The sequence below is a fragment of the Acidovorax sp. GW460-11-11-14-LB4 genome, from assembly GCF_059423685.1.
The window spans coordinates 14,673-40,251 of the sequence record NZ_JBWKYJ010000043.1 but is presented as its reverse complement, the minus strand read 5'-3'; the positions used below and the strand labels follow the sequence as shown (position 1 = coordinate 40,251).

24 protein-coding genes are annotated in these 25,579 nt (G+C 66.5%); 9 read left to right on the top strand and 15 right to left on the bottom strand.

All coding sequences use genetic code 11. The features are described 5' to 3' along the window. Positions 1-41: 41 nt before the first annotated feature. Positions 42-896, bottom strand: coding sequence for an IclR family transcriptional regulator (locus tag AC07X4_RS15530; protein ID WP_056061269.1), 855 nt, complete (start codon positions 894-896; stop codon positions 42-44). 286 nt (positions 897-1,182) lie between these two features. On the opposite strand from AC07X4_RS15530, the gene AC07X4_RS15525 reads away from it, so the two are divergent. The 8 genes from AC07X4_RS15525 (at position 1,183) to AC07X4_RS15490 (ending at position 9,119) form a co-directional block, all read left to right on the top strand. Next, on the top strand, positions 1,183-2,289 hold the full coding sequence (locus AC07X4_RS15525; protein ID WP_494740581.1) for an ABC transporter ATP-binding protein: 1,107 nt from the start codon (positions 1,183-1,185) through the stop codon (positions 2,287-2,289). Further along, complete coding sequence (locus AC07X4_RS15520; RefSeq protein ID WP_494740580.1) at positions 2,286-3,158, top strand: ABC transporter permease; 873 nt, start codon at positions 2,286-2,288, stop codon at positions 3,156-3,158. Before AC07X4_RS15525 ends, AC07X4_RS15520 begins: the two co-directional genes overlap by 4 nt. A 5-nt stretch (positions 3,159-3,163) precedes the next feature. Next, entirely contained in the window at positions 3,164-3,958 is a 795-nt protein-coding gene (locus tag AC07X4_RS15515) for an ABC transporter permease (RefSeq protein ID WP_494740579.1), read from the top strand. Continuing rightward, positions 3,959-4,270, top strand: a complete 312-nt coding sequence (locus tag AC07X4_RS15510) for a (2Fe-2S)-binding protein (RefSeq protein WP_494740578.1) — start codon at positions 3,959-3,961, stop codon at positions 4,268-4,270. Next, entirely contained in the window at positions 4,267-5,667 is a 1,401-nt protein-coding gene (locus tag AC07X4_RS15505; protein ID WP_494740577.1) for an FAD/NAD(P)-dependent oxidoreductase, read from the top strand. The genes AC07X4_RS15510 and AC07X4_RS15505 overlap by 4 nt, the downstream gene beginning before the upstream one ends. After that, positions 5,664-6,821 carry an NAD(P)/FAD-dependent oxidoreductase gene (locus AC07X4_RS15500; RefSeq protein WP_494740576.1) on the top strand — a complete coding sequence of 386 codons (1,158 nt, stop codon included), beginning with the start codon at positions 5,664-5,666 and terminating at the stop codon, positions 6,819-6,821. Before AC07X4_RS15505 ends, AC07X4_RS15500 begins: the two co-directional genes overlap by 4 nt. 50 nt (positions 6,822-6,871) lie before the next feature. Next, complete coding sequence (locus AC07X4_RS15495) at positions 6,872-7,942, top strand: ABC transporter substrate-binding protein (RefSeq protein WP_099729658.1); 1,071 nt, start codon at positions 6,872-6,874, stop codon at positions 7,940-7,942. Positions 7,943-8,135: 193 nt separating this feature from the next. Then, positions 8,136-9,119: a c-type cytochrome gene (locus tag AC07X4_RS15490; protein WP_494740575.1), complete on the top strand. Its 984-nt coding sequence runs from the start codon at positions 8,136-8,138 to the stop codon at positions 9,117-9,119. Between the two features lie 134 nt (positions 9,120-9,253). Here the strand turns inward: AC07X4_RS15490 and AC07X4_RS15485 are convergent, their stop codons facing one another. The 9 genes from AC07X4_RS15485 to AC07X4_RS15445 form a co-directional block, all read right to left on the bottom strand. Then, positions 9,254-9,943, bottom strand: coding sequence for a cupredoxin domain-containing protein (locus AC07X4_RS15485; protein WP_494740574.1), 690 nt, complete (start codon positions 9,941-9,943; stop codon positions 9,254-9,256). Between the two features lie 79 nt (positions 9,944-10,022). Then, positions 10,023-10,490, bottom strand: a complete 468-nt coding sequence (locus AC07X4_RS15480) for a group I truncated hemoglobin (protein WP_494740573.1) — start codon at positions 10,488-10,490, stop codon at positions 10,023-10,025. Positions 10,491-10,500: 10 nt separating this feature from the next. Further along, the gene (locus tag AC07X4_RS15475; protein WP_494740572.1) at positions 10,501-11,433 is read right to left on the bottom strand and encodes a DUF3034 family protein; all 933 of its coding nucleotides are present in this window, start codon (positions 11,431-11,433) and stop codon (positions 10,501-10,503) included. Positions 11,434-11,580: 147 nt separating this feature from the next. Further along, positions 11,581-12,924: a HupE/UreJ family protein gene (locus tag AC07X4_RS15470; protein ID WP_494740571.1), complete on the bottom strand. Its 1,344-nt coding sequence runs from the start codon at positions 12,922-12,924 to the stop codon at positions 11,581-11,583. Between the two features lie 8 nt (positions 12,925-12,932). Beyond that, a complete protein-coding gene (locus tag AC07X4_RS15465) occupies positions 12,933-14,075 on the bottom strand; it encodes a hypothetical protein (protein WP_494740570.1) in 1,143 nt (380 codons plus the stop codon). Positions 14,076-14,171: 96 nt separating this feature from the next. Continuing rightward, on the bottom strand, positions 14,172-14,423 hold the full coding sequence (locus AC07X4_RS15460; RefSeq protein ID WP_494740569.1) for a hypothetical protein: 252 nt from the start codon (positions 14,421-14,423) through the stop codon (positions 14,172-14,174). A 17-nt stretch (positions 14,424-14,440) separates the two neighbouring features. After that, on the bottom strand, positions 14,441-15,994 hold the full coding sequence (locus tag AC07X4_RS15455) for a DUF4331 domain-containing protein (RefSeq protein ID WP_494740568.1): 1,554 nt from the start codon (positions 15,992-15,994) through the stop codon (positions 14,441-14,443). Positions 15,995-16,143: 149 nt separating this feature from the next. Further along, a complete protein-coding gene (locus AC07X4_RS15450; protein ID WP_494740567.1) occupies positions 16,144-16,935 on the bottom strand; it encodes an anti-sigma factor in 792 nt (263 codons plus the stop codon). A gap of 7 nt (positions 16,936-16,942) precedes the next feature. After that, positions 16,943-17,518, bottom strand: a complete 576-nt coding sequence (locus AC07X4_RS15445; RefSeq protein WP_099729648.1) for an RNA polymerase sigma factor — start codon at positions 17,516-17,518, stop codon at positions 16,943-16,945. Positions 17,519-17,763: 245 nt separating this feature from the next. On the opposite strand from AC07X4_RS15445, the gene AC07X4_RS15440 reads away from it, so the two are divergent. Continuing rightward, entirely contained in the window at positions 17,764-18,177 is a 414-nt protein-coding gene (locus AC07X4_RS15440; protein WP_099732035.1) for a c-type cytochrome, read from the top strand. Positions 18,178-18,192: 15 nt separating this feature from the next. On the opposite strand, the gene AC07X4_RS15435 is transcribed toward AC07X4_RS15440, so the two are convergent. From AC07X4_RS15435 to AC07X4_RS15415, 5 genes are all read right to left on the bottom strand, one after another. Next, positions 18,193-19,359, bottom strand: coding sequence for an alpha-hydroxy acid oxidase (locus AC07X4_RS15435; RefSeq protein WP_108499988.1), 1,167 nt, complete (start codon positions 19,357-19,359; stop codon positions 18,193-18,195). Between the two features lie 142 nt (positions 19,360-19,501). Further along, the gene (locus AC07X4_RS15430; RefSeq protein WP_494740566.1) at positions 19,502-21,790 is read right to left on the bottom strand and encodes a sensor domain-containing diguanylate cyclase; all 2,289 of its coding nucleotides are present in this window, start codon (positions 21,788-21,790) and stop codon (positions 19,502-19,504) included. An 84-nt stretch (positions 21,791-21,874) separates the two neighbouring features. Further along, positions 21,875-24,196, bottom strand: coding sequence for a penicillin-binding protein 1C (gene pbpC, locus AC07X4_RS15425; RefSeq protein ID WP_494740583.1), 2,322 nt, complete (start codon positions 24,194-24,196; stop codon positions 21,875-21,877). 60 nt (positions 24,197-24,256) lie between these two features. Next, positions 24,257-25,126 carry a methylglyoxal synthase gene (locus AC07X4_RS15420; protein WP_494740565.1) on the bottom strand — a complete coding sequence of 290 codons (870 nt, stop codon included), beginning with the start codon at positions 25,124-25,126 and terminating at the stop codon, positions 24,257-24,259. Positions 25,127-25,181: 55 nt separating this feature from the next. Beyond that, entirely contained in the window at positions 25,182-25,550 is a 369-nt protein-coding gene (locus AC07X4_RS15415; RefSeq protein WP_015013149.1) for a hypothetical protein, read from the bottom strand. Between the last annotated feature and the right edge of the window lie 29 nt (positions 25,551-25,579).

The window sequence follows — 25,579 nt, the reverse complement described above, 5'->3', positions numbered from 1 at the left end:
CCCCAGGCCCCCCAGGCCCCCCAGGCCGAGATTCAGGCCGCCTACTTCTGCTCCTGTCCCGCGGGCTGAATGGCCTGGTCGGGGCGCACGCTCGACAGGCTTTGTGCCGGCCGCCGCAGCGTCACATCAAACGGATTGATCTTGGGCCCCACTGCCAAAGCTTCGCGCTTGAGCAGTTCCACCACGGTGGGTAACCGGTCGTCATTGAGCCGCGCAGAAATGGTGCCCACGCTCAGCGCCGCCACCGCGCGCCCTTCGCGGTCCAGGATGGGTACGGCCACGCCAGCCATGCCTTCCAGCAACCCAGTATTGCGGCCCGCATAGCCCAGTTGGCGCACACGCTCGATTTCGGTGCGCAGATAGACCTCGTCAAACACGCCGTATTCGCGAACACGCGACAGGTTGAAGCGGATGACCTCTTCGCGCTCTGCCTCGGGCAAAAACGCCAGGATGGCCAGTGCGCCCTGCCCCACGCCCAGGGCCACGCGGCCGCCGATGTCGCCGGTGAATGAGCGGATGGGGAACGGCCCCTCGCTGCGGTCCAGGCACACCGCATCGAACCCGCTGCGCACCAAGAGAAAGATGCTGTCGCCCAGGCTGGCGCACAGGCGCAGCAGCGCGGGGCGGCACAGGGTGCGCAGGTCGCCGGGGTTGCCCGCTTTGGCGGCCAGGGCGAAGAAGTCCATGCTCAGGCGGTAGAGCTTGCTGCGCTCGTCCTGCTCGACCATGCCCTCTGCCACCAGCGATTGCAGCAAACGGTGCGTAGTGCCCTGCGTGAGGCCCACGGCACGCGCCAATTGGGTGACTCGCCCGCCCTCGGCCTGCACGGCCGACAGGGCCCGGATGACGGCAAACACCCGGGGTACGCCGCCGGTGGCGGTGGATGCGGCTTCCATACCTCGCTCCTGTGGAATTCGTTGATCAAACTGAAGGCATCATATTTCATTGAACGGAATAAATTCAATAAAAATTCTGATTAATGGAATACCCGAAGCATTCTGGTTTGTTTATTGCAATAGATTCAATTGAATCGAGCGGCTGTTCCAGCCTTTGTGCGGCACTTGCACCACCCCGGTGCAAGCACACCGAAGGCCCGCAGCCCATCCATGCAACTCCACAGCAGGTGACACGCACAGCCCCCCAGGCAAACCGTGCGATGCCACCACCGGAAAGGCTTTCGCCATGTCGTTTCTCAAGCTCACGGATGTGACCAAGTTCTATGGCAGCACCTGCGCGGTGCAGTCCATGAACCTCACGGTGCAAAAGGGTGAATTTGTGTCGTTGCTGGGCCCGTCGGGCTGCGGCAAGACGACCACGCTGCAGATGGTGGCGGGGTTCGAGGCCGTGACCAGCGGGCGCATCGAGCTCGATGGCAAGGACATCACCCACGCCAAGGCCAACACGCGCGGGCTGGGCATCGTGTTCCAGAGCTATGCGCTGTTCCCGCACATGACGGTGGCAGCCAACGTGAGCTTTGGGCTGGAGATGCGCAAGGTGCCCAAGGCCGAACGCGCCGAGCGCGTGGCCCAGGCGCTGGCGCTGGTGCACCTGGAAAAGCATGCCACGCGCTACCCGCGCGAGCTGTCGGGCGGCCAGCGCCAGCGGGTGGCACTGGCCCGTGCGCTGGTCATTGAGCCGCCTGTGCTGCTGCTGGACGAGCCCCTGTCCAACCTCGACGCCAAGCTGCGCGAGGAAATGCAGTTTGAGCTGCGGCAGATTCAGCGCAAGGTGGGCACCACCACCATCATGGTCACACACGACCAGAGCGAGGCCATGTCCATCAGCGACCGCGTGGTGGTGATGGAGGCCGGCCGCGCCACGCAGATCGACCACCCGCACCGCGTGTACGAGCACCCGCGCACGCGCTTCATCTCCACCTTTGTGGGCAAGGCCAACCTGCTGCCTGGCCAGGTAACGCATGCCAATGGCACGCACACGCAGGTGAAGGTGGGCGCCCTCACGATGAAGGTGGACGGCGCCCGCTACCGCCCCGGCGCCGCCGTGCTGCTGAGCGTGCGGCCTGAAAAAGTGCAACTGGTGCCCGCCGTGCAGGGCCGGATGGATGGCCAGGTGTGCGAGCGTTTCTTCCTGGGCAGCCAGTGGCTGTACCGTGTTGGCACCCCCGTGGGCGACCTGATGGTGCTGGCGCCCAACGACGGCCGCGCTGCGCTGGCCGAGGGCGAGCGCACAGGCGTGGACTGGCCCGACCACTGCATGCGCCTGCTGCCCGCCGATGAAACCGCCCTGGCCGAGCTAGAAGCCGAAGACGCCGCCGAGGTGTCGCCATGAGCCTGGCCACCACCTTGCTCCACAAAAAGGCCGCCCCCTGGTGGCTGTCCGGCCCGGCGCTGCTGCTGTTCACGGTGCTGCTGCTGGTGCCACTGGCACTCACGGCCGTGCTGTCGTTCAACGCGTTCGACCCGGCCACCGGGGTGAAGGCGGGTGAGTTCACGCTGGAGCATTACGCCCATGTGTTCACCGATTCGTACTACCACACGATCTTTTGGCGCACGTTCTGGATTGCGGGGCTGGTTACGCTGATCTGCGTGGCCATTGGCGCACCCGAGGCCTACATCCTGAGCCGCATGGGCAACCCGTGGCGCTCCATCCTGCTGCTGGTGGTACTGGCACCGCTGCTGGTGTCGGTGGTGGTGCGCGCCTTTGGCTGGAGCATGCTGCTGGGCCCCGAGGGGCTGGTGAATGGCGCGCTGCAACTCGTTGGCATCGGCCCGGTGAAGATGCTCTACACAGAGATCGCGGTGGTCATCGCCCTGGTGCATGTGATGCTGCCCTTCATGGTGATCCCCGTGTGGACCTCGCTGCAGAAGCTGGACCCGGGTGTGGAAAACGCCGCGCTATCGCTGCAGGCCTCGCCCTTCACCACGCTGCGGCGCATTGTGTTGCCGCAGGTGCTGCCTGGCATCCTGTCCGGCAGCCTCATCGTATTCGGCCTGGCGGCCAGCTCGTTTGCCATCCCCGGCCTGCTGGGCGGGCGGCGGCTGAAGATGGTGGCCACGGTGGTGTACGACGAATACCTGCACGAGCTGAACTGGCCCCTGGGCGCCGCGATTGCGCTGACGCTGCTGGTGGCCAACCTGGTGGTCATGCTGAGCTACAACCGCTTGGTTGAAGGCCGCTACAAGAAATCTTTGGGATAACCAAGATGCAAAAAAACGGCCCTCTCGCCCTCGCGTTCAACGCGCTGGTCATCACCTTCATGCTCGCCCCCTTGCTGGTGGTGTGCATCGTGGCGTTCACGCCGCACAACACGCTGACGCTGCCCACCACTGAGCTCTCTCTGCGCTGGTTCAAGGCGGTGTTCGAGCACCCGGACTTTGTGCAGTCGTTCTGGAACAGCCTGTGGCTGGCGCTGGCCTCAGCCACGCTGGCCACGGTGCTGGCGGTGCCTGCGGGCATTGCCATCACGCGCTACGAGTTTGCCGGGCGCGGCTTTTTGAATGGCTTGTTCCTGTCGCCGCTGATCATTCCGCACTTGGTGCTGGGTGTAGCCCTGCTGCGCCTGTTTGCGCTGATCGGCGGCACAGGCAGCTTTGGTTGGCTGGTGTTTGCGCATGCGCTCATCGTCACGCCCTATACGCTCCGGCTGGTGGTGGCTGCCCTCGTGGGTTTCGACCGCAGTGCCGAGCATGCCGCCCTGTCGCTGGGCGCCAGCCAGGCCACAGTGTTCACGCGCATCACGCTGCCGATGATCCTGCCCGGCGTGACGGGCGGGTGGATGCTGGCCTTCATCAACAGCTTTGACGAAGTGACGATGTCGATCTTTGTCACCTCGCCCAGCACGGTGACGCTGCCGGTGCGCATGTACATGTACGCCACCGAGTCGATTGACCCGCTGATGGCTGCGGTGTCGGCACTGATGGTGGCCCTGACGGCCTGCGCGATGGTGATTCTCGACCGGGTGTACGGCCTGGACCGCGTGCTCGTAGGGCGCAAATAAATGGGCATGACTTCCATGACTGTGAACACAGCCCTGCTCCACCGCGTGGCCGAAAAAGACCGCGCCCCCGTGCCCTTCGTGCTCGACGGGGAGACCGCCACGGCGCTCGAAGGCGACACGGTGCTCACGGCCATCCTCACCCACCGTGCCCAGCTGCGCCGCAACGAATTCAGCCACGAGCCGCGTGCCGGCTTTTGCCTGATGGGCGCGTGCCAGGACTGCTGGGTGATGACGGCTACCGGCGAACGCCTACGGTCTTGCGCCACCTTCATCCAGGCGGGCATGCAGCTGACTACCGGAGGGGCCGCATGACCGCCCCCACCTTGCAACCCGTGATCGTGGGCGCAGGCCCTGCGGGCATCCGTGCGGCGCAAACCCTGGTGGCGCATGGCGTGCGGCCCATGGTGATCGACGAGGCCGCGCGCGGTGGCGGGCAGATCTACCGCCGCCCGCCTGCCCACTTTGCCCGCAGCCCGCAAACGCTGTATGGCACCGAAGCATCACGCGCCACGGCATTGCACAGCACGCTGGATGGCCTGGCCGCCCACATCGACTACCAACCCAACAGCCTGGTTTGGAACGCCCAAGGCGGCCAGCTCGATGTGCTGCATGCCCCCACACAGACCACGCGCACGGTGCCCTACGGCCAGCTCATCGTGGCCAGCGGCGCCACCGACCGCGTGCTGCCCGTGCCGGGCTGGACGCTGCCTGGCGTGTACACGCTGGGGGGAGCGCAAGTGGCGCTCAAGTTCCAGGGCTGCACCATCGGCCGCAACGTGGTGCTGATGGGCACCGGGCCGCTGCTGTACTTGGTGGCGTACCAATATGCCAAGGCAGGCGCCAAGGCGGGCGTGAAGGTGGCTGCAGTGCTAGACACCGCCCGCTTTGCCGACCAACTGGCCGCGCTGCCCGGCATGCTGACGCAGCCCGCCGTGCTGGCCAAAGGGATGTACTACGTAGGCTGGCTGCGCGCGCATGGCGTGGCGGTGCACACCGGCGTGCGGCCTGTCCGCATGGAGGGCGAAATACGGATCAACGCCGTGGTGTGGAGTGACGGCCAGGCCGAGCACACCGTGCCCTGCGATGCCGTGGGCTTTGGCTATGCGCTGCGGTCCGAAACCCAACTGGCCGACCTGCTGGGTTGCCGCTTTGCCTGGGCCCCCATGCACCGCGCCCACCTGCCTGAACGCGACGCAGCAGGCCGCACCAGCGTTGCCGGTGTGTACCTGGCGGGCGATGGCGCGGGCATCATGGGCGCCGATGCGGCCGAGTGGGCGGGCGAGCGCGCTGCGCTGGCGCTGCTGGCAGACCATGGCGTGAAGGTCGATGCGGTACGCACTACTGAGCTGGAACGCAAGCTGATGAAGCTGATGCCATTTCGGCAAGGGCTGGAGCGCGCCTTTCCCTTCCCCAGCGACTGGGCCGCCCACGCACCCGATGCGCTGGTGGTGTGCCGCTGCGAGAACATCACAGCCGGCGAGCTGCGCGCCTGTGCCCACGATGCTGGGGCCGACGAGATGAACCGCCTCAAGGCCCTGACCCGCGTGGGCATGGGCCGCTGCCAAGGCCGCATGTGCGGTGTGGCCGCTGCAGAAATCCTGGCCCACGCTACAGGCAAGCCTATCGATCAGGTGGGGAGGCTGCGCGGACAAGCGCCGATCAAGCCGATTCCCATCCACCTGCAACCCCAGGCGGAGGCCCGCGCATGACCGCCACCCCAACGATCGACACCGACGTTGCCATTGTGGGCGGCGGCATCATGGGCGCATCGGCCGCGCTGGCACTGCGTCGCAAAGGCGTGGCCGTCGTGCTGCTGGAACGTGACCTGTGCGGCTCGCGCTCCAGTGGCGTGAACTATGGCGGCGTGCGCCGCCAGGGCCGCCCGGTGAGCCAGCTGCCGCTGGCGCAGCGCGCCCACCAGGTCTGGGCCGACCTGCCCGCACTGATTGGCACCGATGGCGAGTACCAGCGCAGCGGGCACTTCAAGATCGGGCGCAGCGAGGCGGACATGGCTGCGCTGGAAGCCTATGCCAACCTGAGCCGCGACTTCGACCTGGGCATCCAGCTCATCTCGGGCACCACGCTGCGCGAGCGCTGCCCCTGGCTGGGCGGGCTCGCCGTGGGTGGCTCGCTGTGCCCCGATGACGGCCAGGCCAACCCGCGCTTGGTGTCGCCCGCATTTGCACTGGCTGCACGGCGTGCAGGTGCGCAGATTCTGGAACGCACACCGATGACCTCGGTGGAGCACGACGGGCAGCTGTTCACCGTGCGCTCGGGCACCACCGTGGCGGTGCGCGCGCCCGTGCTCATCAACTGTGCAGGCGCCTGGGCCGGTGCGCTGGCCGCGCAGTTTGGCGAGGCCGTGCCCATTCACTCCGGCCATCCGGCCATGGCGGTGACCGAGCCCCTGCCCTTTTTCATGCACTGGAGCCTGGGTGTGGAGGGCGGCGGCATCTACTGCCGACAGGTGGCGCGCGGCAATCTGGTGCTGGGCGGCGGCGCAGGTGTGGCGCTGGATGCCGACCGCGCCCGCTCCGAGCGCAGCGCCATCGCTACCCTGGCAGTGCAGGCGGTGGAGCTGCTGCCCGCCCTCAAGAATGCGCACTTCATTCGCACCTGGAGCGGCACCGAAGGCTATCTGCCTGACCGCCAGCCGGTGCTGGGCAAGAGTCACACCACGCCCGGCCTGATCCATGGCTTTGGCTTTGCGGGTGCGGGCTTTCAGATTGGCCCCGGCGTGGGTGAGGTGCTGGCCGAGCTGGCCCGCGATGGCCGCAGCACCACGCCGATTGATGCCTTTGCGATTGAGCGATTTCTCCCAACGACGGTGGCTGACGTGGCCAGCACTGCCGCTGCCCACTGACCCCGTTTGCCACCGACAAAACTCCCCTCCCCACCAGAAAGGAAACCACCATGACCTTCTCCCCCCGCTTTGCCAGCCGCACCCGCCGCGCCCTTGTGACGGCCGCCGCACTGACCGCCGTGGCCGCCGCAGGCACCGCCACCGCGCAGACCAAAACGCTGTACATCGGCATGAATGGCGGCACCATGGAGAAGGCGTACACGCAGTACGTGTTCCCGGCGTTCGAGAAGCTGCATGGCGTGAAGGTGGTGGTGGTGCCTGGCACGTCCTCGGACATCCTGGCGAAGGCCCAGGCCAACAAGGACAAGCCACAGATGCACGTGATGTTTCTGGACGACGGCATCATGGTGCGCGCCATGGGCATGGGCCTGTGCGAAAAGCAAAAGCCCAACCCGCACCTGAACGACATCTACCCCGCCGCGCGCTTCAAGGACGACCTGGCCAGCGGCGTGAGCCTGGGCATGACCGGCATCGCCTACAACACCAAGATGTTTGCCGAAAAGGGCTGGGCCGCGCCTACGTCGTGGATGGACTTTGCCGACCCCAAGTACAAGGGCAAGGTGGTGTTCCAGTCCATGCCGTCGTCGTCGTTCGGGCTGCACGGCTTTTTGATGTTCAACCGCATCCAGGGCGGCAACGACAAGAACGTGGAGCCGGGCTTCAACAACTGGGCCAAGACCATCGGCCCCAACGTGCTGGAGTACATCCCCAGCTCGGCCAAGATTTCGGAGATGGTGCAGACGGGCGAAGCGGCGATCTTCCCGCTCACGCCGACCAGTGTGGCGGCCTTGAAGGCCAAGGGCATTCCGGTGGAATACGCACAGCCCAAGGAGGGCTCGGTGGTGCTGATGACCGGCCAATGCGTGATCGCCAAGAACAGCGAGCCCGAACTGGCGCAAAAGCTGGCCGAGTTTCTGCTGAGCCCGCTGGCACAGGCCAACGTGCTGCAGTTTGGCGCGCAGATCCCCACCAACCCCAAGGCGCCTGCCGTGGGTGAGGGTGCCGCCCAGGTCGCGCAGATCAGCCAGTGGATGAAAAACGCCGTGACGCTGGACTGGGACAGCGTGAACGCCAACCGCCCTGCGTGGAACGCGCGCTGGAACAAGACCATCGAGCGCTGAGAGGATATGGAGCGCGTGTGAACAGGCTACACCCGCTCACACTGGCGGGCCGTTTGTGACAAATGTCACCGGCCCCGCCATACCCTGCGGTGGTGGGGTGCCACAAACCGCTTCTTCGACTTCAGAATCCGGCGCCTGGGCATGCTGATTCGTTCAGCCCGTCCGCCACCATTCGAAGAAGAGGGATACCACCATGAAACGCTGGATCAAATGGACCGCAGGCAGCGCGCTGCTGCTGGGCGTGATCGTTGTCGCCACCGCTGCCAGCGGCCTGTACCTGGCCGAGCAAAAACGCAACCGCTACATCGACATCAAACCCCGCCCCGTGGCCTACACCACCGATGCGCAGACCATCGAACGCGGGCGCTATCTGTATGCATCGCGTGGCTGCACCGACTGCCATGGCGCACAAGGCACGGGCCGCGAGTTCGTCAACGATGGCAAGGGCACGCGCATCGTGGGGCCCAACATCACACCGGCTGGCGTGGTGGCGCGCTACCAGCCCGAGGACTGGAACAGCGTGATCCGCCACGGCGTCAAGCCCAATGGCCGCCCGGTGCTGGTCATGCCCAGCGAGGACTACAACCGCTTCACCAACGAAGACCTGAACGCCCTGGTGTCGTATGTGCGCCAGTTCCCCCCCAAGGAGGGCACGCAGGCCGTGATCGATCTGCCGCACCCTGCCTGGGTGCTGTATGGGCTGGGTGCGATTCCCGACGCGGCCTCGCGCATCGACCACCAGCTGGCCCCCTCGCGGCCGACAGCTGCCGGAGTGACGCTGGCCAACGGCCAGTACGTGGCCAACATGTGCATCGGCTGCCATGGTGCCGACCTGTCGGGCGGCAAAATCCCCGGCGGCCCGCCTGACTGGCCTGCGGCGGCAGACATCCGCCCTGGCACACACAGTGCCGACAGCGCCCTGGCACGCTACCCCAACGCCGCAAGCTTTGTGGCCATGCTGCGCACGGGTAAGCGGCCTGACGGCACACCGATCCAGGTGATGCCCTTCGAGTCGCTCGGGCAACTCAGCGACGTGGATGCGCAAGCGCTGTACCTGTACCTGAACGCCCCCCCTGGCAGCGTGAAGCAGGACGTGGGGAGTGCAACGGCCGGCAGCCAAAAGAGCAGCGCCAACACCATGCCCTCCGGACCGGGCGGGCTCAAGCTGCCGGGTTGACTTGAGAGCCTGTGGACGACCCCGCAGGGGGACGCCCGCAGACACTCAGACGAAAGAGCGGGCGACGGACCACGCCCCCAAAAATCGCTGCCCTGCTGACCCGCCCCCTTTGGACCACCCGCTGTGGTGGCGGGTCAGCTGCCCGGGTGCTGATGTGCCTGGGGAGGCGAGACGGGCGCCTGGCTGTACGACCCCATGGGCCCACCGGGGCTGTTGGTAGGGCCGGTAGGCGCAGCCGGTGGTGCGCGGCGCACCCGTGGCACCACGCTGAGCTGCACGGTATCGAGCACCGGGCCGGGCACCACATTCAGCGCCTTGCGCGGCAGGTCTACCAGTTGCTCGGCGTGCCACACGCGCACCTGTGCTGCGCCATCCGGCACGCTGGCAAATCGGGCAATGCCATCGTTGTCGGTCTTGAGTGTCCAGGCCGAATCGGTCACAAACACGTGGCCGCGCATGGAACCGTGCAGGTGGCAGCCCAGCAGCACCACGCCAGGGGTGTCGAGTTTGACGTCCGCAAAGTTGGCGGGCTTGCCGTCGGCCTTGCCGGCCAGGCGCAGCTCAAAATTGGAACTAGGCGCAGCAGGGGCCGCTGCAGCGGCCACGCCTGTAGGGTTGCCGCGCACATGGTGATCCCAGCGGTCCTGGTTGGTGAAACGCACGGTGGTGCCGGGCATCACCACGGTGACGGCAGGCACAAAACGCATGCGCTCCTGCTCAATGGTGGGGCTGGGCTGCAGCAGGCTGGGGGCCGCGCCCGCAGTGGCACCGGGGTACACCACCACCACGGCGTCGGGCACCGGCTTGCCCTCGCGGTCCAGCACCTGAATTTGAACATTTCCGGCCCAAGCGCTAGTGAATATTGCGCCAGCAGCTATTAAAAATATAGCATTTTTCATTGTCTTACCGCTTGGTGATCACATCACGGTGCATGGGCGCCAACAACGCCAGCAGGCGGTTTTGTTGAGCGAACGGTATGCCCTGGGCATCCATGGCGCTTTGCAGCACCTCCACCAGGGCGTTGAAGTGGCCCTTGTTGATGTCCATGTCGGCATGGGCCGATTTCATGTCAGCGCCTTCATATTTGCAAGGGCCCCCGCTCAACTGGCAAAACTGGTCGGTCAGGCTCTCCTTGAGGGCGGCTGGTTTCGTGTCCTTGAAGTGGCTGCCGATGCGCGGGTCCTTGACCACACGGTTCACAAAATCGTCCACCAGGCGGGTGATGCCAGGCTTTTCGCCCAGGGCCTGGTACAGGCCGGCAGGGGCTGCAGTGTTCGCCACCGGCGCCGCAGCGGTCTGCGCAAAGGCCGGGGCAGCCAGCAAACCGCTCAGGGCGATGGCCAGGGCGATGAGAGTTTTGGAGTGGGTCATGAAAATCTCCTCAGAAAGCGACTTGGGCCGACAGGTAGTAGCCCGTCTGGCGGCGGTTTTGGGTGATGCCGGGCACGATGCGGCCCAAATCCACATAGGCCAGCGTGAGCGATACGTTCTTGCTGGGCGCCCAGGCCACGAAGATGTCCTTCCAGTCGTCTTCGCGCAGCGCAGCGCCCAGGCCTGCCGCAGCGCCCAGCGCCTGCAGGTTGTTGGGCTTGAAGCGGTATTCGGCGCCCACCGCCAGGTTCTTGCTGATCAGGTACGCCACCGAGAACTCGGGCTGCAGGCTGCGGCTGTTCTTGCCAGGCGCGGCCGAGCCAAAGCCCAGCAGGCCGTTCTGGTTGGCGTTGGTGTAGCGCAGCGTGCCGTTGACCAGCACGCTTTGCGCCAGCAGCAGCTTGGTGGCGCTCACATACACATCGGTGCCGCTGGTTTTGGTGCCCAGAAAGTCCAGCACCGACCTGAGGGAGCCCGGGTGCACCTGCTTGTGCTCCAGCCCCACCGCAATCTGGGGCATCCAGCTGTCGCTGTTGAGCACCGCGTCGCCCGCCACCTTGAGCTTGATGCCGAGCACGTCCATCTTGATGTGCTGGCCGGGTGTCACGCCAAACGGCGCAATGCCGTTGAGCGCGATCGCGGGCGAGGCATCAAAGTCCTGGCGCGCCAGCGACAGCTCCAGGCGGTCGTGCAGCCCCAGGGCCACGCCATAGCCGTTCAGGCTGTAATCCTGGGTCGCAGCACGGGTGGCATAGGCGCTGACACCCACCTCGCCCTCGGTGGCGTTGCTGCCAATCACTGCCCAGGGGGTCAGCCCGCCGCCCGCCGATCCGGCGATGGTGCTGACACCACCGGTGAGCAGCAGCTTGCCGGTATCGGCCTGGGCCGCACTGCAGGTCAGTGCAACGCCAGCCAGCACGGCGATGGAAAGGGGACTCTTCATGGGGCGCTCCTCATGTTTGTAAATAATTGCTACGACAGCGTCATTACGCACACGGGCGACGTCCAGATGTGAATCCAGAGTGCCGCAAAGGGTCTTTAGCGCCTGATCAGGGTCTGGCCCTCCACGACGGACTGGCCACCGTTCTCGTCAGCCAGCGAAGGCAAGGCGCTGCACGGTCCAGTACAGCGACAGCACCAGCAACGCGACGGAGCCCCCACGCACCACCACCGAGCGGTACCACGCCCTGCGCGCCAATGCCACCGAAACCGCGCACCACAGGGCGACCACCATCAGCTGGCCCACTTCGACCCCCAGGTTGAACCCCGCCAGGGCCCACAACAGCGAAGCCCCCGCCACGCCAGCTTCAACCAGCACCCCGGAAAAACCCAGCCCGTGCACCAGACCAAAGCCCAGAGCAAGCCAGCTACTGCGCAGGCCTTGGACGGGAAACAGGTTCAGCAACGCCGAGATGCCGATGCTGATGGCAATGGCGGGCTCCACCCAGTTGCCCGACACGGTGACCCAGCCCAGGCCTGCCAGTGCCAAGGTGATGGAATGGCCCACGGTGAAACAAGTCACCGTGAGCAGGAGCGCCTTGATCCCGGCGAAGCGGTCCCTGGCGCCGGAGGCCAGGGTTTCAGCGATCGGTGTTGTGCCGGACTCCGTGTGCAATGGCAGATCGCGGTGGCGGGGCTGCGGCTGCGGCTGCGGCTGCGGCTGCGGCTGCGCCAAGGATATGGGCAGCAACAGTGCCAGCAAAAAGGCCAGGTGGTCGTAGCCAGACAGGATGTGGTGCACCCCTTCGGTCACAAAGTGCAGCAGCGTGGCCACCCCGCCGCGTGGGGCGCCGGGCACTGTTGCGTCCGTGCCTTGAGCACCTTCTGCACCGTCTGGCCCCGCTTGTCCGGCGCGGCTGCCTGCAGAGCGCAGGTCGGTGCCGGAGCGCCCGTCAGGGGCCAGCACGGCTGCCAGCGTCTGGCCGCTCAACGCGCCGCCCACCAGCAGGCGGTGTGTGGGGTCGATGCCCTGCATCAGGCCGTAGCGCAGGGTGACCGCCTGGGCTGGCGCACAGGGCAGCGTGGCAGCCAGCCGCGCGTAACGCCCATCGGTGCGCTGCTCCAACGCTTCAAAGCGCCAGGCAGGCACCGTCGCCGTGCCGTCGCACTGCCACAACATGCCCTGGCCCACCCACTGGACGATGGCGGGCACGGACTGTCGCACCTCGCCCCATGTGAGCTGGCGGTCGCCATCGGCATCGAGCTGCTCCAGCGCGGCATCTACATCCTTCAAGGCCACCGACAGCACAAGGCCTATCGATGCGCCCGCCCCTGCAGTGCCCTGGGGTGCCAGCGCATTCGTCACCCGCAGATAGGCGTCGCTGGCCTTGTGGGCCCAGGCGCTGGGCGCCAGTGCTGCGGCAGTCAACGCGACAGCCACCATGGCCCGCAGGGAACGCCCGCGTGGGCGCAGGAGGCCCGTTATCCAGTGCATGCAGCGCATCATTGGGCTCCCCGGGTCTGCCAGCGCGCCAGACGCAGGTCTTGCAGCCCTGCTTGCTGCAGGGCCTGCCGCACGGCCTGGTGGGCAGCAGCGTCGCCCGACTGCTCAGAGGTCTGGAGTGCAAGCCACCAGTCGAGCGGCTCTTTTTGCAGGGCAAGGTTGGTGCGGGCCGCCTTCCATGCGGCGGCGGATTGCCCCTGCAACCACAGCGCCAGCAAGGCACGCTCCCGGGCGTGGGCGTCCAGCCCCTCACCGCGCGCCGCGATGGCGGCAAAACGCGCTTCCAGGTCGCGCACCAGGGGCTGCCACGCGGCGTCCCCCATCAGCCGCAGGGCCTGCGCGCGCCGCAGCAGCACGGAGTCGCTGTCGGGCTGGTGCCGGAGCACCTCCAGTGCGGCGCTCGCACGATTGCGGCGCAACAGCTGGTCGGCATAGGCCAGCGCGGTGTAGCCGTCGGGGGCATCGGCCAGGCTGCGGCGGTAGGCCGCGTCGGCAGCGTCATCGCGCCCTGCGCGCTCTTCGCTCTCGGCCAGCAGCGACCCGATCCAGGCCCGCTGGGCGGCATTCCCCGCCACCTGCTGCCGCAGGGCGGTGAAGCCATTGCGTGCGGCATCGTGCTGGCCTTGCAGTGAACGGGTTTCGAGCAGGCAGGCGGTGGCATACAGCGCAGCACCGTGGCGGGCTACGTTGCGGCAGGCGGCCTCGGCGGCCTCATAGCGCGCGGCCACACGCTCCAGCGTGGCCAACGTGAGCCAGCCCTGCACCTGTGCGGGGTTGGTTTGCAAGGCGCGCTCCAGCGTGGCGCGCGCTGCTGAAAATTCATGGCGCCCTTGCTCTACGGTGGCCTGCAACACCAGCAGATCGGCCGGGGCGCCTGCCTGGCCCCACCAGCGTGCCAGGGCCGCCTGTGCCCGGCCCAGGTAACGCGGGTCCGCCGTCTCGCGTGACAGCGTGATCCAGCGCCGGGCCGTGGCGGCAGCGGCCTGGGGCGTGGCGGGGGCTGCGCTCACACGCTCGGGCAGACGCTCGACCACATCGGCATCGAGGCCAGGTGGCAAGTCCTGAGGCAAGGCCGCCAGGGCCGTGCCCGCCCAGAGCACCAGGCACAAGGCCACGCACACACAGTGATGAGGTTTCTTCATGGGCTCGTGACAACAGCGGATATCGAAAGAGACACAATCACCCACGCACGCCCTGGCCACACCACTTCGGGGCGCAGCCAGGACATCGCGCGAGGGTCAGAGCCGCGAATCGGGCTCTTCAGCCTCGGTGCTGGACAGCACCAGCTGGTCCACCGCCTGAGGTTCGGTGGTGTCCGATGCGCCGCTGGCCACAATGGGCTGCACATACGCGAACGCGTTCACCATCACGGCCCCCCCATTGCCAGGGTCTGCCGTGTTGTCGCCGCTACCGCCCCCGCCGCAACCGGTGATGGCCAATGCCGCCACCGAAGTAAGGGCCAGGTGCTGAATCCGAAGGTTCTTTTGCATGGTGTGGCTCCTTCGGATCAGAAGTTCTTGGCACCGGGCAGCGGTGGGTTCACGTACGGAAACGCCGTACGGTAGTCCGTCGCCTTGGTGCGCGAGCCGTCCACAAACGCTACCCCTCCTGCCGGGGCATCCCCCGGCTTGCAGCCCACCTTGAGCGCGTCCGTGGCACCCGTCACTGTGCACAGTGCCCCCATGGCCACGCGCAGCGATACGTCCACCACGTCGTCGCCCAAGCGGCGGCCGTTCGGGAAGCCGGCCGCATCACCTGCCACCACCCCCAGCGAGTTCTGCGCAGCCGCAGCCGTGGCGGCAATGCCCGTGTTCAAGCGCAGCATTTCGGCCAGGGGGCCGCCGGCACCCAGGCCGGTGATGTTGCCGGGGCGATTGACGGTGGGCAGCCCCGTGAGGAAGGCCGTCATCAGGTCGGTGCGCGGGAAGTTCGTGGGGGCCTTGGCGCCAAACAGCGTCTCGACCAGCGCGGGCAGCGTGGGGTGCGTCACGTAGTCCGCAAAGTTGGCCGCATCATCCTTGGGCTTGGATGCGTTGAACTTGTCCTTGTCCTTGAGACCAATCACCACCTCGTTGACCAGCGGCATGCCCAGGCGCGAGACCTGCGTCCATGCGCCACCGGCCTTCTCGCTGGCCTGCAGACCCGAGTCTGGCTTGCCATTGAGCAAGCGGGCCTGGCGCAGGCTGGCAGTGGTCCAGCCGCCAATGACCTTCTCGCCCGATGCCGCCGTGAGGCAGTTGGTGGGCACTTCCACCGCGAGCGACGTCACGTTCTTGTTGGTAATCTGGCCCGCGCCGAAGGCTGCGGCATTCGACTCGCTGGTGATGACGGCGGCAGGTGCATTCACCAGATCAAAGATGGTGCCCAACGACACCGGGAACGGGTCCTGCCGCTGGCCCACAAACACCTTGCCGGGGGTGGCGCAGCCGGGGATGTTGATGCCATACACATACTTGCCGGCATAGGCGTCGTAGGCGGCCGCATTGCCCAGCGATTTTTCACCGATGTAGTCGATGGGCTTGGTGAAGGTGGTGCCCCCACCGGCCATGGTGATCTGCTCGCGCTTGCCGGTACGGCGGTCACCGCGCACGATGAACATCTCGTACTCTTCGCGGTAAGCCAGCGGGTCGCCCGCTGCGCCGCTGATGCCACCGGCGTTGCGCAGCGGGATCGCCACCTTCTTGCGGGCACCATCAGGACCGATATCGAGCGTGATGCCGTTGCCACCATTGTTCAGCGTGTTCCTGAAGCGGAACTGAAAGGTGATGTCCTCCGCTGCGTCGCCGTTGTTGTCGATGTGGATCTCGTACAGCGCATTCGAGTCCAGGCTGAAGTAGTTGGGGCCGCCATAGGCATCCTGCAGCGGCAGGTAGTTGGCGATCATGGTGACAAAACCCGCTCGACCCGGTTCGTAGCTGTTGAACAGGTAGAAGTCACTGCCGTCAACCTTGGGCTGGGTCGTGATGAACGGCGCCTCACGGTGGCTGGACGCCAGACTGACGCCCGCTGCGCTGGCAGCCAGAACAGCCAGCACGGCCAGACTGATTTTTTTCAATGGCATGGGGATCTCCTCGTAGGTGGATGGTGGGGTGCCAAGCACCCCGCCTTGAATACGACGAAGAGAAACCCGTGGATTCAACGGTAGCGACTATTCTTTTCTTTTGCCACCGGTTCTTCCAGACCTGTAAGCAACTGCCTGGAACCCGGGTGTCAGGTGGCCTTGCGGATCAGAGCGCCCTTGAACAGCACCGGCCCGGTCGGGCCTGTGGCGCTGGGCACCCCCCCCTTGGGCTCCAGACTGATGGCCAGCGTGGGGACTTCTTTCACATCGCCCTCCTGGGCCACCAGCTTGAGCAACTTGTCCTGCCCCAGCACGCCCAATGAGCGCGGGCCACCAGCGGGCGGCAGCGCCCACAGTTGCAAGGACTTGTCCGTCCCCTCCTGGAAACCTCCCACGCGCTGCAGCACGAGCTGGTTGTTCTTGGGGTCGAACGTCACCAGCATCGACGCGTCGGCCTTGTCATCGGCCAGCACCGCCACGTACTGGATCTGGGGCGTGGCTTGCAGTTGTTGCTGCAGTGCGGCGATCTGCGCGCCCGTGGTGGCACGCAGGCCGCCATTGACCTGCACGCCCACCACCACAGCCGCCAACGTGGCGATGGCGCCCGCAGCCGCCGCACCGCGCCACACCAGCAGGTTGCGCCACCAGCCACTGGGGGCCTCTGCGGCCTGGTGCACACGGGCCGCCTGCATGGCGGACGCAGCCCGGTCGGCCTGCACCAGGTTGTCGATGCGCGTCCACACGGCGGGCGCGGGGTGGATGGCGGGCTGCAACTCGGTCAGGCCGGACCAGCGGGTCTGCCAGACCAGCGCTGCAGCGCGCACGGTGGCGTGTTCGCGGGCCAGGCTTTCAAATCGGCGGCGGGCGCCGCCACGCAGTGTGCCCAGGGCGTAGCTGGCAGCCAGGCGTTCGAGCAGTTCGGGGTGTTGGGTAATGTTCATGGCAACCTCACGCAAAACGCGCCATGCAGGTGCGCAGCTGTTCCAGGCCCCGACGGATCCAGGTCTTGACGGTACCCAGCGGCAGCTTGAGTTGCTCGGCCAGCTCCCCGTGGCTCTGGTCGCGCAGGTAGGCCAGGCTCACCACTTCGCGCTGCTTGTGATCGAGCTTTCCCAGACAGTGGTGCAGCGCAAAGGCCTGCTCGCTGGCATCGGCGGCGTCCATGGGGTTGGGCGTATCGCCCTCCAGCGTCTGCGCCATCTCGTCATCCAGCTCGTTCATCAGATCGGACCGGTCTGTGGTGCGCTTGCGCAGGGCATCCAGCGCCCGGCTGCGCACGATCAAACCCATCCACGCCATGGGCGGACTCAGCGATGCGCGGTAGTTGCCCGCGCCGCGCCAGATGGTCAAAAACGCCTCCTGCAGCACATCCTCCGCCGCATCGCGGTTGCGGACGATGCGCAGGGCCAGGCCAAAAAGCTGCGACGAGGTGCGCTCGTACAGCTTTTTCAGCGCGGAGTCGTCCTGCGCGGCAATGCGGTCTAGGAGGTCCATCAGTTCACTGTCTGGGTGGAGGGTGCTCATGCGCCCATTGTCTTGGATTGATCGGGTTGGCAGGCCTTGCGGGGCTTTGCTGTAGGTGAATACGCCACAGCAGGCACTTTGGATGTCGCCGGGCACAAAAACAGTGCCCTGGCTCGGCAAATTGGTGTAGTCGGGGTATCGGGCACCCCACCGCGACGGGCATGAATCCAGGCGACGGGATCGTCCGTACTGCAAGAGTCACCTCTGCCCACAACGCTCGCGCTTTCCACCCCATGCTGCCCGCCATGCCTCTGCCTCGCCCACTGTTCCCTGTTCATTGGGTTGCCGTTGCGGCCACCTTGCTGTGGGGGGCCCACAGCCCCGCTGCGGCCCAGTCGGTGGAGCGTGGCGCTGCGCTGTACGCGGCGCATTGCAGCAGCTGCCACAGCCCGGACCAGCACGGCGACGGTCCGGCGCACCGGGGCGTGGTGGGGCGCCGCGCGGGCGCGCTAAAGGATTTTGACTACTCGCCCGCGCTGCGCGCAAGCAAGCTGCTGTGGACGCGTGCCACGCTCAAGGCCTGGCTGACCGACCCCGAGGCGCTGATCCCCGGCCAGGGCATGGACTACCAGCTCGACGATGCGCAGGGCCGCGAGGACGTGGTGGCCTACCTGGCCACGCTCAAGCGCCTGCCGGCGCCGGCGACGGCCGCGCGGTAGAGGGCTTTCAGCCGCTCAGGCCGTGGGAAAGGTACCGGGCAGCAGGATCGACGAATCGACGTTGTTGATGTTGGTATGGCCACAGAACGCCATGGTGATGTCCAGCTCTTTCTGGATGATCTGCAGCGCACGCGTAACGCCCGCCTCGCCGTAGGCCCCCAGGCCGTACAAGAAGCTGCGGCCAATCAGCGTGCCCTGCGCGCCCAAAGCGCGGGCCTTGAGCACATCCTGCCCGCTGCGGATGCCGCCGTCCATCCACACCTCGATGTTCTTGCCCGCTGCCGCGGCAATGCCTGGCAGTGCGGCAATGGAGGATGGCGCGCCATCGAGCTGGCGCCCGCCGTGGTTGCTGACGATCAGTGCGTCGGCACCGCTGTTGACGGCCAGGCGCGCATCTTCGGCGTCCATGATGCCTTTGAGGATCAGCTTGCCGCCCCAGCGCTTCTTGATCCACTCCACATCGCCCCAGTTGAGCTGCGGGTCGAACTGCTCAGCCGTCCACGACGACAACGACGACAGGTCGCCCACACCCTTGGCGTGGCCCACGATGTTGCCGAAGCTGCGGCGTTTTGTGCCCAGCATGCCCATGCACCAGCGCGGCTTGGTGGCCAGATTGATGAGGTTGGCGATGGTGGGCTTGGGCGGGGCCGAGAGGCCGTTCTTGATGTCCTTGTGGCGCTGGCCCAGGATCTGCAGATCGAGCGTGAGCTGCAGCGCCGAGCAGTTGGCCGCCTTGGCGCGGTCGATCAGGCGTTCGATGAAGTCGCGGTCCCGCATCACATACACCTGGAACCAGAACGGGTGGCGGCCCGTGTGTTCGGCCACGTCTTCGATGGAGCAGATGCTCATGGTCGAGAGGGTGAACGGGATGCCAAACGCCTTGGCCGCCTTGGCCCCCAGGATCTCGCCGTCGGCATGCTGCATGCCGGTGAGGCCGGTGGGTGCAATGGCCACGGGCATGGCCACGTCCTGCCCCACCATGGTGGTGCGGGTCGTGCGGCCTTCCATGTTCACGGCCACGCGCTGGCGCAGCTTGATGCGCTGGAAGTCGCTCTCGTTGGCGCGGTAGGTGCCCTCGGTGTACGAGCCCGAATCGGCGTAGTCATAGAACATGCGCGGCACGCGGCGCTGGGCAATGACACGCAGGTCTTCGATGCAGGTGATTTTGGACAGATTGGGCACGCAGGCTCTCCAGGATGGGGAATGCGCCGAATGGTAGGCGGTGGCGCGGGGGCCAGCCATCAAAATTTTTTCGACGGCTTGCAACAAATTTCCAGCGACGGACAGCGCCATGCCACCCGGACGCCCGACTTCAGCAGATGGACTACTGGGCCGCGGCCACTTGAGAGGACTCGGGCAACACCACCTCGGGATCGGCATCCGGGCCCTGGTACAGCATGAAGCGCATGCGCCCGCCGCGTTTGGCCGCATACATGGCGCCGTCAGCATGGCGCGACAGCTCATCGAACGTGCTGCCGTGCTGCGGGAACAGCGCAATGCCGCCGCTCACGCCCACCCGCACCGGCTGCCCAGCCAGATCAAACGCTGCGTCGCAGGCCGCCAGGATCTTGCGCGCCACCAGGCAGGCGTGCTCCACCCCATCCAGCCCCGGCAGCAGCACCACAAACTCATCGCCCCCCTGCCGGCACACCGTGTCGGATGCACGCACCGCTGCCTGCAGGCGCTGGGCAAACTGCACCAGCAGGACGTCGCCCACATCGTGGCCCAGGCGGTCGTTGACCTCCTTGAAGCCATCAAGGTCCAGGTACATCACCGCCAGCGACTTGCCTTCGCGCCGCGCCTGCGCCATGGCCAGCCGTGCTCGGTCCTGCAGCAGCACGCGGTTGGGCAGGTCGGTCAGTGCGTCGTACTGGGCCAGGTGGGCCATGCGCTCGGCCATGGCCACGGCCTCGGTCACGTCGCGCAGCACGGCCACTGCGCCGGTCACTGCACCATGGCGGTCGGCAATGGGGCTGGCCGTCTCCTCCACCTGGAAGCGCTGGCCGCTGGTGCGGTGCACCAGCACGCCCCGCACGGGTTCTGTGGCCGCGCCATGCTGAATCGCAGTGCGCAGCGTGTTGGGCAAGGGCTCGTCGTTGTCGGGGCTGCGCAGGCTGACCACCTCGTCCACGTTGTGTCCGGCCGCATCAAACGCCTGCCAGCCCGTGAGGCGTTCGGCCACGGGGTTGAGGTAGGTCACCATGCCCCTGGCGTCCGAGCAGACCACGGCATCGCCGATGGATTGCAGCGTGAGGCGCACGCGCTCTTTCTCGTCGAACAGTTCGTTCTCCATGCGCTTGCGTTCGGTGATGTCCGTCACTTGCACAAACAGCCCGGTGACCACGCCGCGCTCATCGGTATCGGGTAGATAGGACACGATGCAGTGGCGTGGCAGGCCGTCTTGGTCCTCGTCCGTGCGCTCAAAGCGCAGTGGCTTGCCAGCCAACGCCAAGTCGTAGTTGGGCTTACTGGCGGCGTACCGGGCCTCGCTGAGCAGCTCGCTGATGTGGCGGCCCCGCACCGGTGCCGGGTAGGTACCAAACTCCTCGAGCGCTGCGCGGTTGGCAAAGCGGTTGTGCATACCGGCATCCCAGTAGGCAATCATCGAGGGCACGTTGTCGAGGGTGGTGCGCAGGTCGTGCTCGGCCTCGGTCAGGCGCGCCGACACCTGCTGGCGCAACACCAGCTCCCGCACAAAAAGCAGGGCCAGCCCCAGGCAGCCCAGCATCAGCAGCACGGCAAAGCCACCCAGCACCCAGGCGCTGCTCCGCCACTTGGCCAGGATGGTGTCGGTGGACTGGGCGACGTTCAGGATCAGCGGATAGTTGCCCACGGGCCGGAAGGAATACAGGCGCTCAATCCCGTCAAGCGCCGCTACACCGACGAACGATCCCGCGCCCTCGGTCTGGAAGCGCACCAGGTTCGGAGAGCCCGCGATGGATTTGCCAACATCGGCGTCTCCGTAGGGAAAGCGCGATATCACCACCCCGTCCTGCCGGAAGAGGTTGATACCGCTGTTGTTTCCGAGATCCAAAGACCCATACAGCTCTTTGAAATAACTCAGGCGAATGGCTCCCACCACCACCCCGGCAAAGCTGCCATCGGCGTGGTAGTAAGCACGAGAGATCGGCAGGATGTTGAGGCCCGTCACCCACGAAGGTACGGGCTTGCCAAAGAACAGCCCTTGCTTTCCCTGGTCACGAAACGCTTGAAAGTAGTCGCGGTCGGCCAAATTGACCCGACGAGGAACGAGCGAGCCCGAGTCCAGAACGACATTGCCCTCAGCATCCAGGACGAGCACGTCGCCCGCCCCCCCCGCACGCAGCGAGTTGTCGAACACCACCCGTGAACGGAGGTCGGGTGGCAGCGCCCACACCTCGGGTCGCGCGACCTCACGGGCCACGCCCTCTAGGGACTTGTCGAAAGAGTCCAGCGCCCAGGCCAACCCCTGGTCCAAGGTGCGGACCAGGTTGGAATTGGTCTGGACCGCATAGCTCCACTCGTCATTGCGAATGGTCCAGATGGTGCGGGCGAACAACGCCCCAATACCCAGAGCCACCAGCAAAGCCAGCCAGATCAGGCGGTGAGAGAAAAACTGGCGAAGCGAGGGCATAGGGATAGTTTGTAACTATTTTAAACAGTCGCCTGAACCGGGACTTAGCCCAAATTCACACCGTATTCCTCGGATTTGTCAGCGTCAATGCGCACCTGCCCGGGGGGGCGCTGCCACCACACCGGCACCACGCACCTCCAGCCGGACTTCGTCCAGCACCTTGCCCTGGGCATCCGTGATCTGCACGACATGCCGCCCAGGCCACGGCATCCAGGCCACCCGAGGGCCCCGGCCCAGGGTTTTGCCGTCCAGCCGCCACTGCACTGCATCGCCCGTGGCGGTGAACTGCAGGCGCTGTCGCATCGGCGGGATGTCCGGGTCCAGCGCGATCACCGTGCCGGACGCCGGGGCGGTGATGCGGGCAGAAGCACCGGCAGGAGGCGCCGTAGGGGTCGAGGCAGCGTTTTTGGAGACTTTTTGGCCAGATGCGCTAGTGGAATATGGCTCGGAAGCTATTGAATCAATAGCAAACAAAGACTGCTGCGTGCCAGGCACAAACCATTCGTCGCGCGCAGCCTCCAGCGGCTGGAGCACGCCTGCAGAGGGCGGCTGGCCCGGACCAAACCGCACAGCCGCCCTGACCAGGCCCCCAGGGGCCTTGGGCGCCCGGCTGGGCTCGCGGGCGTGCAGAAAGCCCATCACCGCTGCCCAGATGGGCGCTGCACCACTGGTGCCGCTGACCTCGTGCATGGCCGCGCCACTGGCATTGCCCACCCACACACCCACCGCGTAGCGCTCGGACCAGCCCACGGCCCAGTTGTCGCGCATGTCCTTGCTGGTGCCGGTTTTCACCGCCGTCCAGAAGCGGGTGGCCAACACGCTGTCGGTGCCGAAGGTGCGGGCGCGTGCATTGCCGTCGGACAGGATGTCGCCCACGATGAAGGCGGCGCGTGGGTCGATGGCTGGCGTGAAGCGGGGCTTGGCATCGGCCGGGGCTACGCTGCCCTGTCGCCCGCCGTTGGCGAGCGTGACTGCAACAGGACTGGCACGCCCGCCGTTGGCGAGCGTGCGGTAGGCGTTCGTCAGGTGCAGCAGCGGTACCTCGGGGCTGCCCAGTGCCAGGCTGTAGCCAAAGTAGTCGCCACTTTCACGCAGCGGCAATCCCATGGCCCCGAGCTGCCGGTGGAACGCATCGGGCGTGACCATGACCAGCGTGCGCACGGCGGGCACGTTGAGCGACGCCGCCAGTGCCGTGCGCACCGACACCCAGCCCTTGAACTGGCGGTCGTAGTTTTGCGGAATGTAGAGCCCGCCCGCCGTGGTGATCTGCGCGGGCGAGTCCTCCACCAGCGAGGCTGCCGTGAGCCGCCGTTCGGCAATCGCCTGGGCGTACAAGAACGGCTTGAGCGTGGAGCCCGGCTGGCGCAACGCCAGCACCCCATCGACCTCGCTGGCCTGGCTGAGCTGGCCGGATGACCCCACCCAAGCCAGCACCGCGCCTGTGGCGTTGTCCAGCACCAGCACCGCGCCGTCTTCCACATGGCGCCCGCGCAACTCGCGCAGGTGCTGCTGCAGGCTCTGCATCGCAAAACGCTGCAACGGCGCGCGCAGGGTGGTGGCCACCCGCTCGGGCACAGCGCTGTCCTTGTCCCGCTGGCGCAGCAGGTAGCGGCCAAAGTGTGGCGCCACACCCTCGCTGGCATCGAAGGCGCGGCGTTGTAATGCGGCCGTGGTGAACAGGTCCAGCGCATCGCAGTCCAGGCGCACCGCCGGTGCAGCGGGCGAGGCGGGGGTGGAAGGGCGATGCTGCATGTCGCGCAGCACGCCGCAGGCACGCTGAGCCACCAGCGCAGGCCGTGCGTTGGGCGCGCGCACCAGGGCCGCTGCCACCGCGGCTTCGCGGTCGTCCAGACCGTGGGCCGCCTTGCCAAACAGGGTGCGGCTCAGGGCATCGATGCCCACCAGCTCGCTGCGAAACGGCACCAGGTTGAGGTAGGCCTCCAGGATCTGGTCCTTGCGCCAGCGCCGGTCCAGCACCTGGGCGGCCACGGTCTGACCGACCTTCTGCACCACCGTGCGCCCTCCGGGGCCCTGGCGCCAGTCCCCGTCCAGCAGACCCGCGAGCTGCATGGTGATGGTGCTGGCCCCGCGTGTACGCTGGTTCCACAGGTTACCCCAGGCGGCGGCCGAGGCCGCACGCCAGTCCACGCCGCTGTGTTCAAAAAACCGCTTGTCTTCGCTGAGCACGAGCGCCTGGCGCAGCGCGGGCGACACATCGGCCAGTGGCACCCACTGGCCACGCCGCACGGTGGCGTCGGTGCGCAAGCGCTGCAGCACCTCGCCTTCGCGCGAGAGGATCAGGGTGTCCGAGGGCTTGAAGTCCGCGCGCACCTCGTCAAACGTGGGAATGGCCCAGGCGCCCGAGGCGCAGGCCGCCAGCACCAGAGCGGTGGCCTGGGTGCGCATGCGCAAGGTGACGAAGGAAGCGAAGGGAAGGAACACAAACGCGCAGAAATGAAAGCACTATCAGCGCGCCGCGCGCAGGCGCACGGCGTCGCACCAGCGCTGCGCCACGCCCGGCACGGTGACACACACCGCGTCGTGCGTGGCGGTGGTCACGGCGCGCTCCAGCAACTGGATGTCGGCCTCGTGCTGGCGCGCCACATGCGGGTCCTCAAAAAAAACGGCGCGGTGGCAACGGCGCTCCAACACAAGGTCGGCAATCTGCGCATCGCCACCCAGCGGCCCGCTGTTAAAACGCTGCACCCAGGGCTGCCCTTCGGGCCAGCCCTTGCTCCACGCCAGGGCGTTCAGTCGCTGGCCCGTGGTGCCGGTGGCCACCCGGTGGCGAAACTGCGACAGCACATCAAAGTTACGATCCGCAAAGTCGAGCATGGCCTGCTTGCACGCGTCGTGCGCAATCAGGGCCAGCGTCTGGGTGCCATGGTCATGAAACCGGTCGGCCTGGGGATCGCGCGGCAGCCCGGCGTGGATGCGCTCCATCTCGATCCAGTCGCGCGCGCTGGCAACGGTGGAGAGAAACGGCTTGCCGTGGATCACACACTGCCGCTTGAGGGCCAGCGCCTCGGGGAAGATGGAAGAAGGGTCCACAGGGTCGGTGAGGTAGATCGCGCCATCGAGCGTGCGCCCTTCCCCCATGCCCACCACCTCTGCCACCACTTTCATCAGCCCACCGTCGCGCCCGTAGGGATAGCGCACCAGCGGGCGGTACCCCTGCAACATGCCCGCAGCGACGATCGCATCGTGCGTGCGGCCCACGGCGTGCAGCCCCAGCTGCAGTTCCCTGATGCCCGCCTCGCAGACGCGCAACCAGGAAAAGAGCGCCGCGTCTTCGGTGTGGTGGTGCAGGCGATTGGCAGCGAGACCCAGGATCATGGCGGTTTGACTTTCTGAAAACGAAGGGATCGGAGCATCGTAAGCCCCTCACGACTCAGCGATCGGAGTGCTCACGGTCAAACCGCCCCTCGGCCTCGGTCAGGTGGCGCAGCAGTACATGCGAAATCAGGTTGACGCCGATGCCGCCGAACACCACGGGCAGCAGGTACAGCGCAATCGTCAGCTCGGAACTGAACCACGCATCATCGGCCAGCGACGGCGTGCTCTTGGCCTGCGCGGCGATGGACTGCAACAGGTACACATCCACGCCCGCAATGAGCACCAGCGCCACGCCAAAGCCCAGCACCGCCCAGCGCGAGATCGACCGGGTGACCAGCAGCAACGCATAGATACCCACCGGCAGCACCAGCGAGAACCCCACCAGCAGCCAGAACCGCAGCTCCAGAAAGACGCTGAGGCTCATGGCATGCGTGCCTGGGGTGGGCAATGGGC

What these genes read in the sequence shown, in the direction of transcription:
- AC07X4_RS15530 (WP_056061269.1), bottom strand. Translation starts at nt 896, where the DNA reads ATGGAAGCCGCATCCACCGCCACCGGCGGCGTACCCCGGGTGTTTGCC.
- AC07X4_RS15525 (WP_494740581.1), top strand. Translation starts at nt 1,183, where the DNA reads ATGTCGTTTCTCAAGCTCACGGATGTGACCAAGTTCTATGGCAGCACC.
- AC07X4_RS15520 (WP_494740580.1), top strand. Translation starts at nt 2,286, where the DNA reads ATGAGCCTGGCCACCACCTTGCTCCACAAAAAGGCCGCCCCCTGGTGG.
- AC07X4_RS15515 (WP_494740579.1), top strand. Translation starts at nt 3,164, where the DNA reads ATGCAAAAAAACGGCCCTCTCGCCCTCGCGTTCAACGCGCTGGTCATC.
- AC07X4_RS15510 (WP_494740578.1), top strand. Translation starts at nt 3,959, where the DNA reads ATGGGCATGACTTCCATGACTGTGAACACAGCCCTGCTCCACCGCGTG.
- AC07X4_RS15505 (WP_494740577.1), top strand. Translation starts at nt 4,267, where the DNA reads ATGACCGCCCCCACCTTGCAACCCGTGATCGTGGGCGCAGGCCCTGCG.
- AC07X4_RS15500 (WP_494740576.1), top strand. Translation starts at nt 5,664, where the DNA reads ATGACCGCCACCCCAACGATCGACACCGACGTTGCCATTGTGGGCGGC.
- AC07X4_RS15495 (WP_099729658.1), top strand. Translation starts at nt 6,872, where the DNA reads ATGACCTTCTCCCCCCGCTTTGCCAGCCGCACCCGCCGCGCCCTTGTG.
- AC07X4_RS15490 (WP_494740575.1), top strand. Translation starts at nt 8,136, where the DNA reads ATGAAACGCTGGATCAAATGGACCGCAGGCAGCGCGCTGCTGCTGGGC.
- AC07X4_RS15480 (WP_494740573.1), bottom strand. Translation starts at nt 10,490, where the DNA reads ATGACCCACTCCAAAACTCTCATCGCCCTGGCCATCGCCCTGAGCGGT.
- AC07X4_RS15475 (WP_494740572.1), bottom strand. Translation starts at nt 11,433, where the DNA reads ATGAAGAGTCCCCTTTCCATCGCCGTGCTGGCTGGCGTTGCACTGACC.
- AC07X4_RS15470 (WP_494740571.1), bottom strand. Translation starts at nt 12,924, where the DNA reads ATGCACTGGATAACGGGCCTCCTGCGCCCACGCGGGCGTTCCCTGCGG.
- AC07X4_RS15465 (WP_494740570.1), bottom strand. Translation starts at nt 14,075, where the DNA reads ATGAAGAAACCTCATCACTGTGTGTGCGTGGCCTTGTGCCTGGTGCTC.
- AC07X4_RS15460 (WP_494740569.1), bottom strand. Translation starts at nt 14,423, where the DNA reads ATGCAAAAGAACCTTCGGATTCAGCACCTGGCCCTTACTTCGGTGGCG.
- AC07X4_RS15455 (WP_494740568.1), bottom strand. Translation starts at nt 15,994, where the DNA reads ATGCCATTGAAAAAAATCAGTCTGGCCGTGCTGGCTGTTCTGGCTGCC.
- AC07X4_RS15450 (WP_494740567.1), bottom strand. Translation starts at nt 16,935, where the DNA reads ATGAACATTACCCAACACCCCGAACTGCTCGAACGCCTGGCTGCCAGC.
- AC07X4_RS15445 (WP_099729648.1), bottom strand. Translation starts at nt 17,518, where the DNA reads ATGAGCACCCTCCACCCAGACAGTGAACTGATGGACCTCCTAGACCGC.
- AC07X4_RS15440 (WP_099732035.1), top strand. Translation starts at nt 17,764, where the DNA reads ATGCCTCTGCCTCGCCCACTGTTCCCTGTTCATTGGGTTGCCGTTGCG.
- AC07X4_RS15430 (WP_494740566.1), bottom strand. Translation starts at nt 21,790, where the DNA reads ATGCCCTCGCTTCGCCAGTTTTTCTCTCACCGCCTGATCTGGCTGGCT.
- pbpC (WP_494740583.1), bottom strand. Translation starts at nt 24,196, where the DNA reads ATGCGCACCCAGGCCACCGCTCTGGTGCTGGCGGCCTGCGCCTCGGGC.
- AC07X4_RS15420 (WP_494740565.1), bottom strand. Translation starts at nt 25,126, where the DNA reads ATGATCCTGGGTCTCGCTGCCAATCGCCTGCACCACCACACCGAAGAC.
- AC07X4_RS15415 (WP_015013149.1), bottom strand. Translation starts at nt 25,550, where the DNA reads ATGAGCCTCAGCGTCTTTCTGGAGCTGCGGTTCTGGCTGCTGGTGGGG.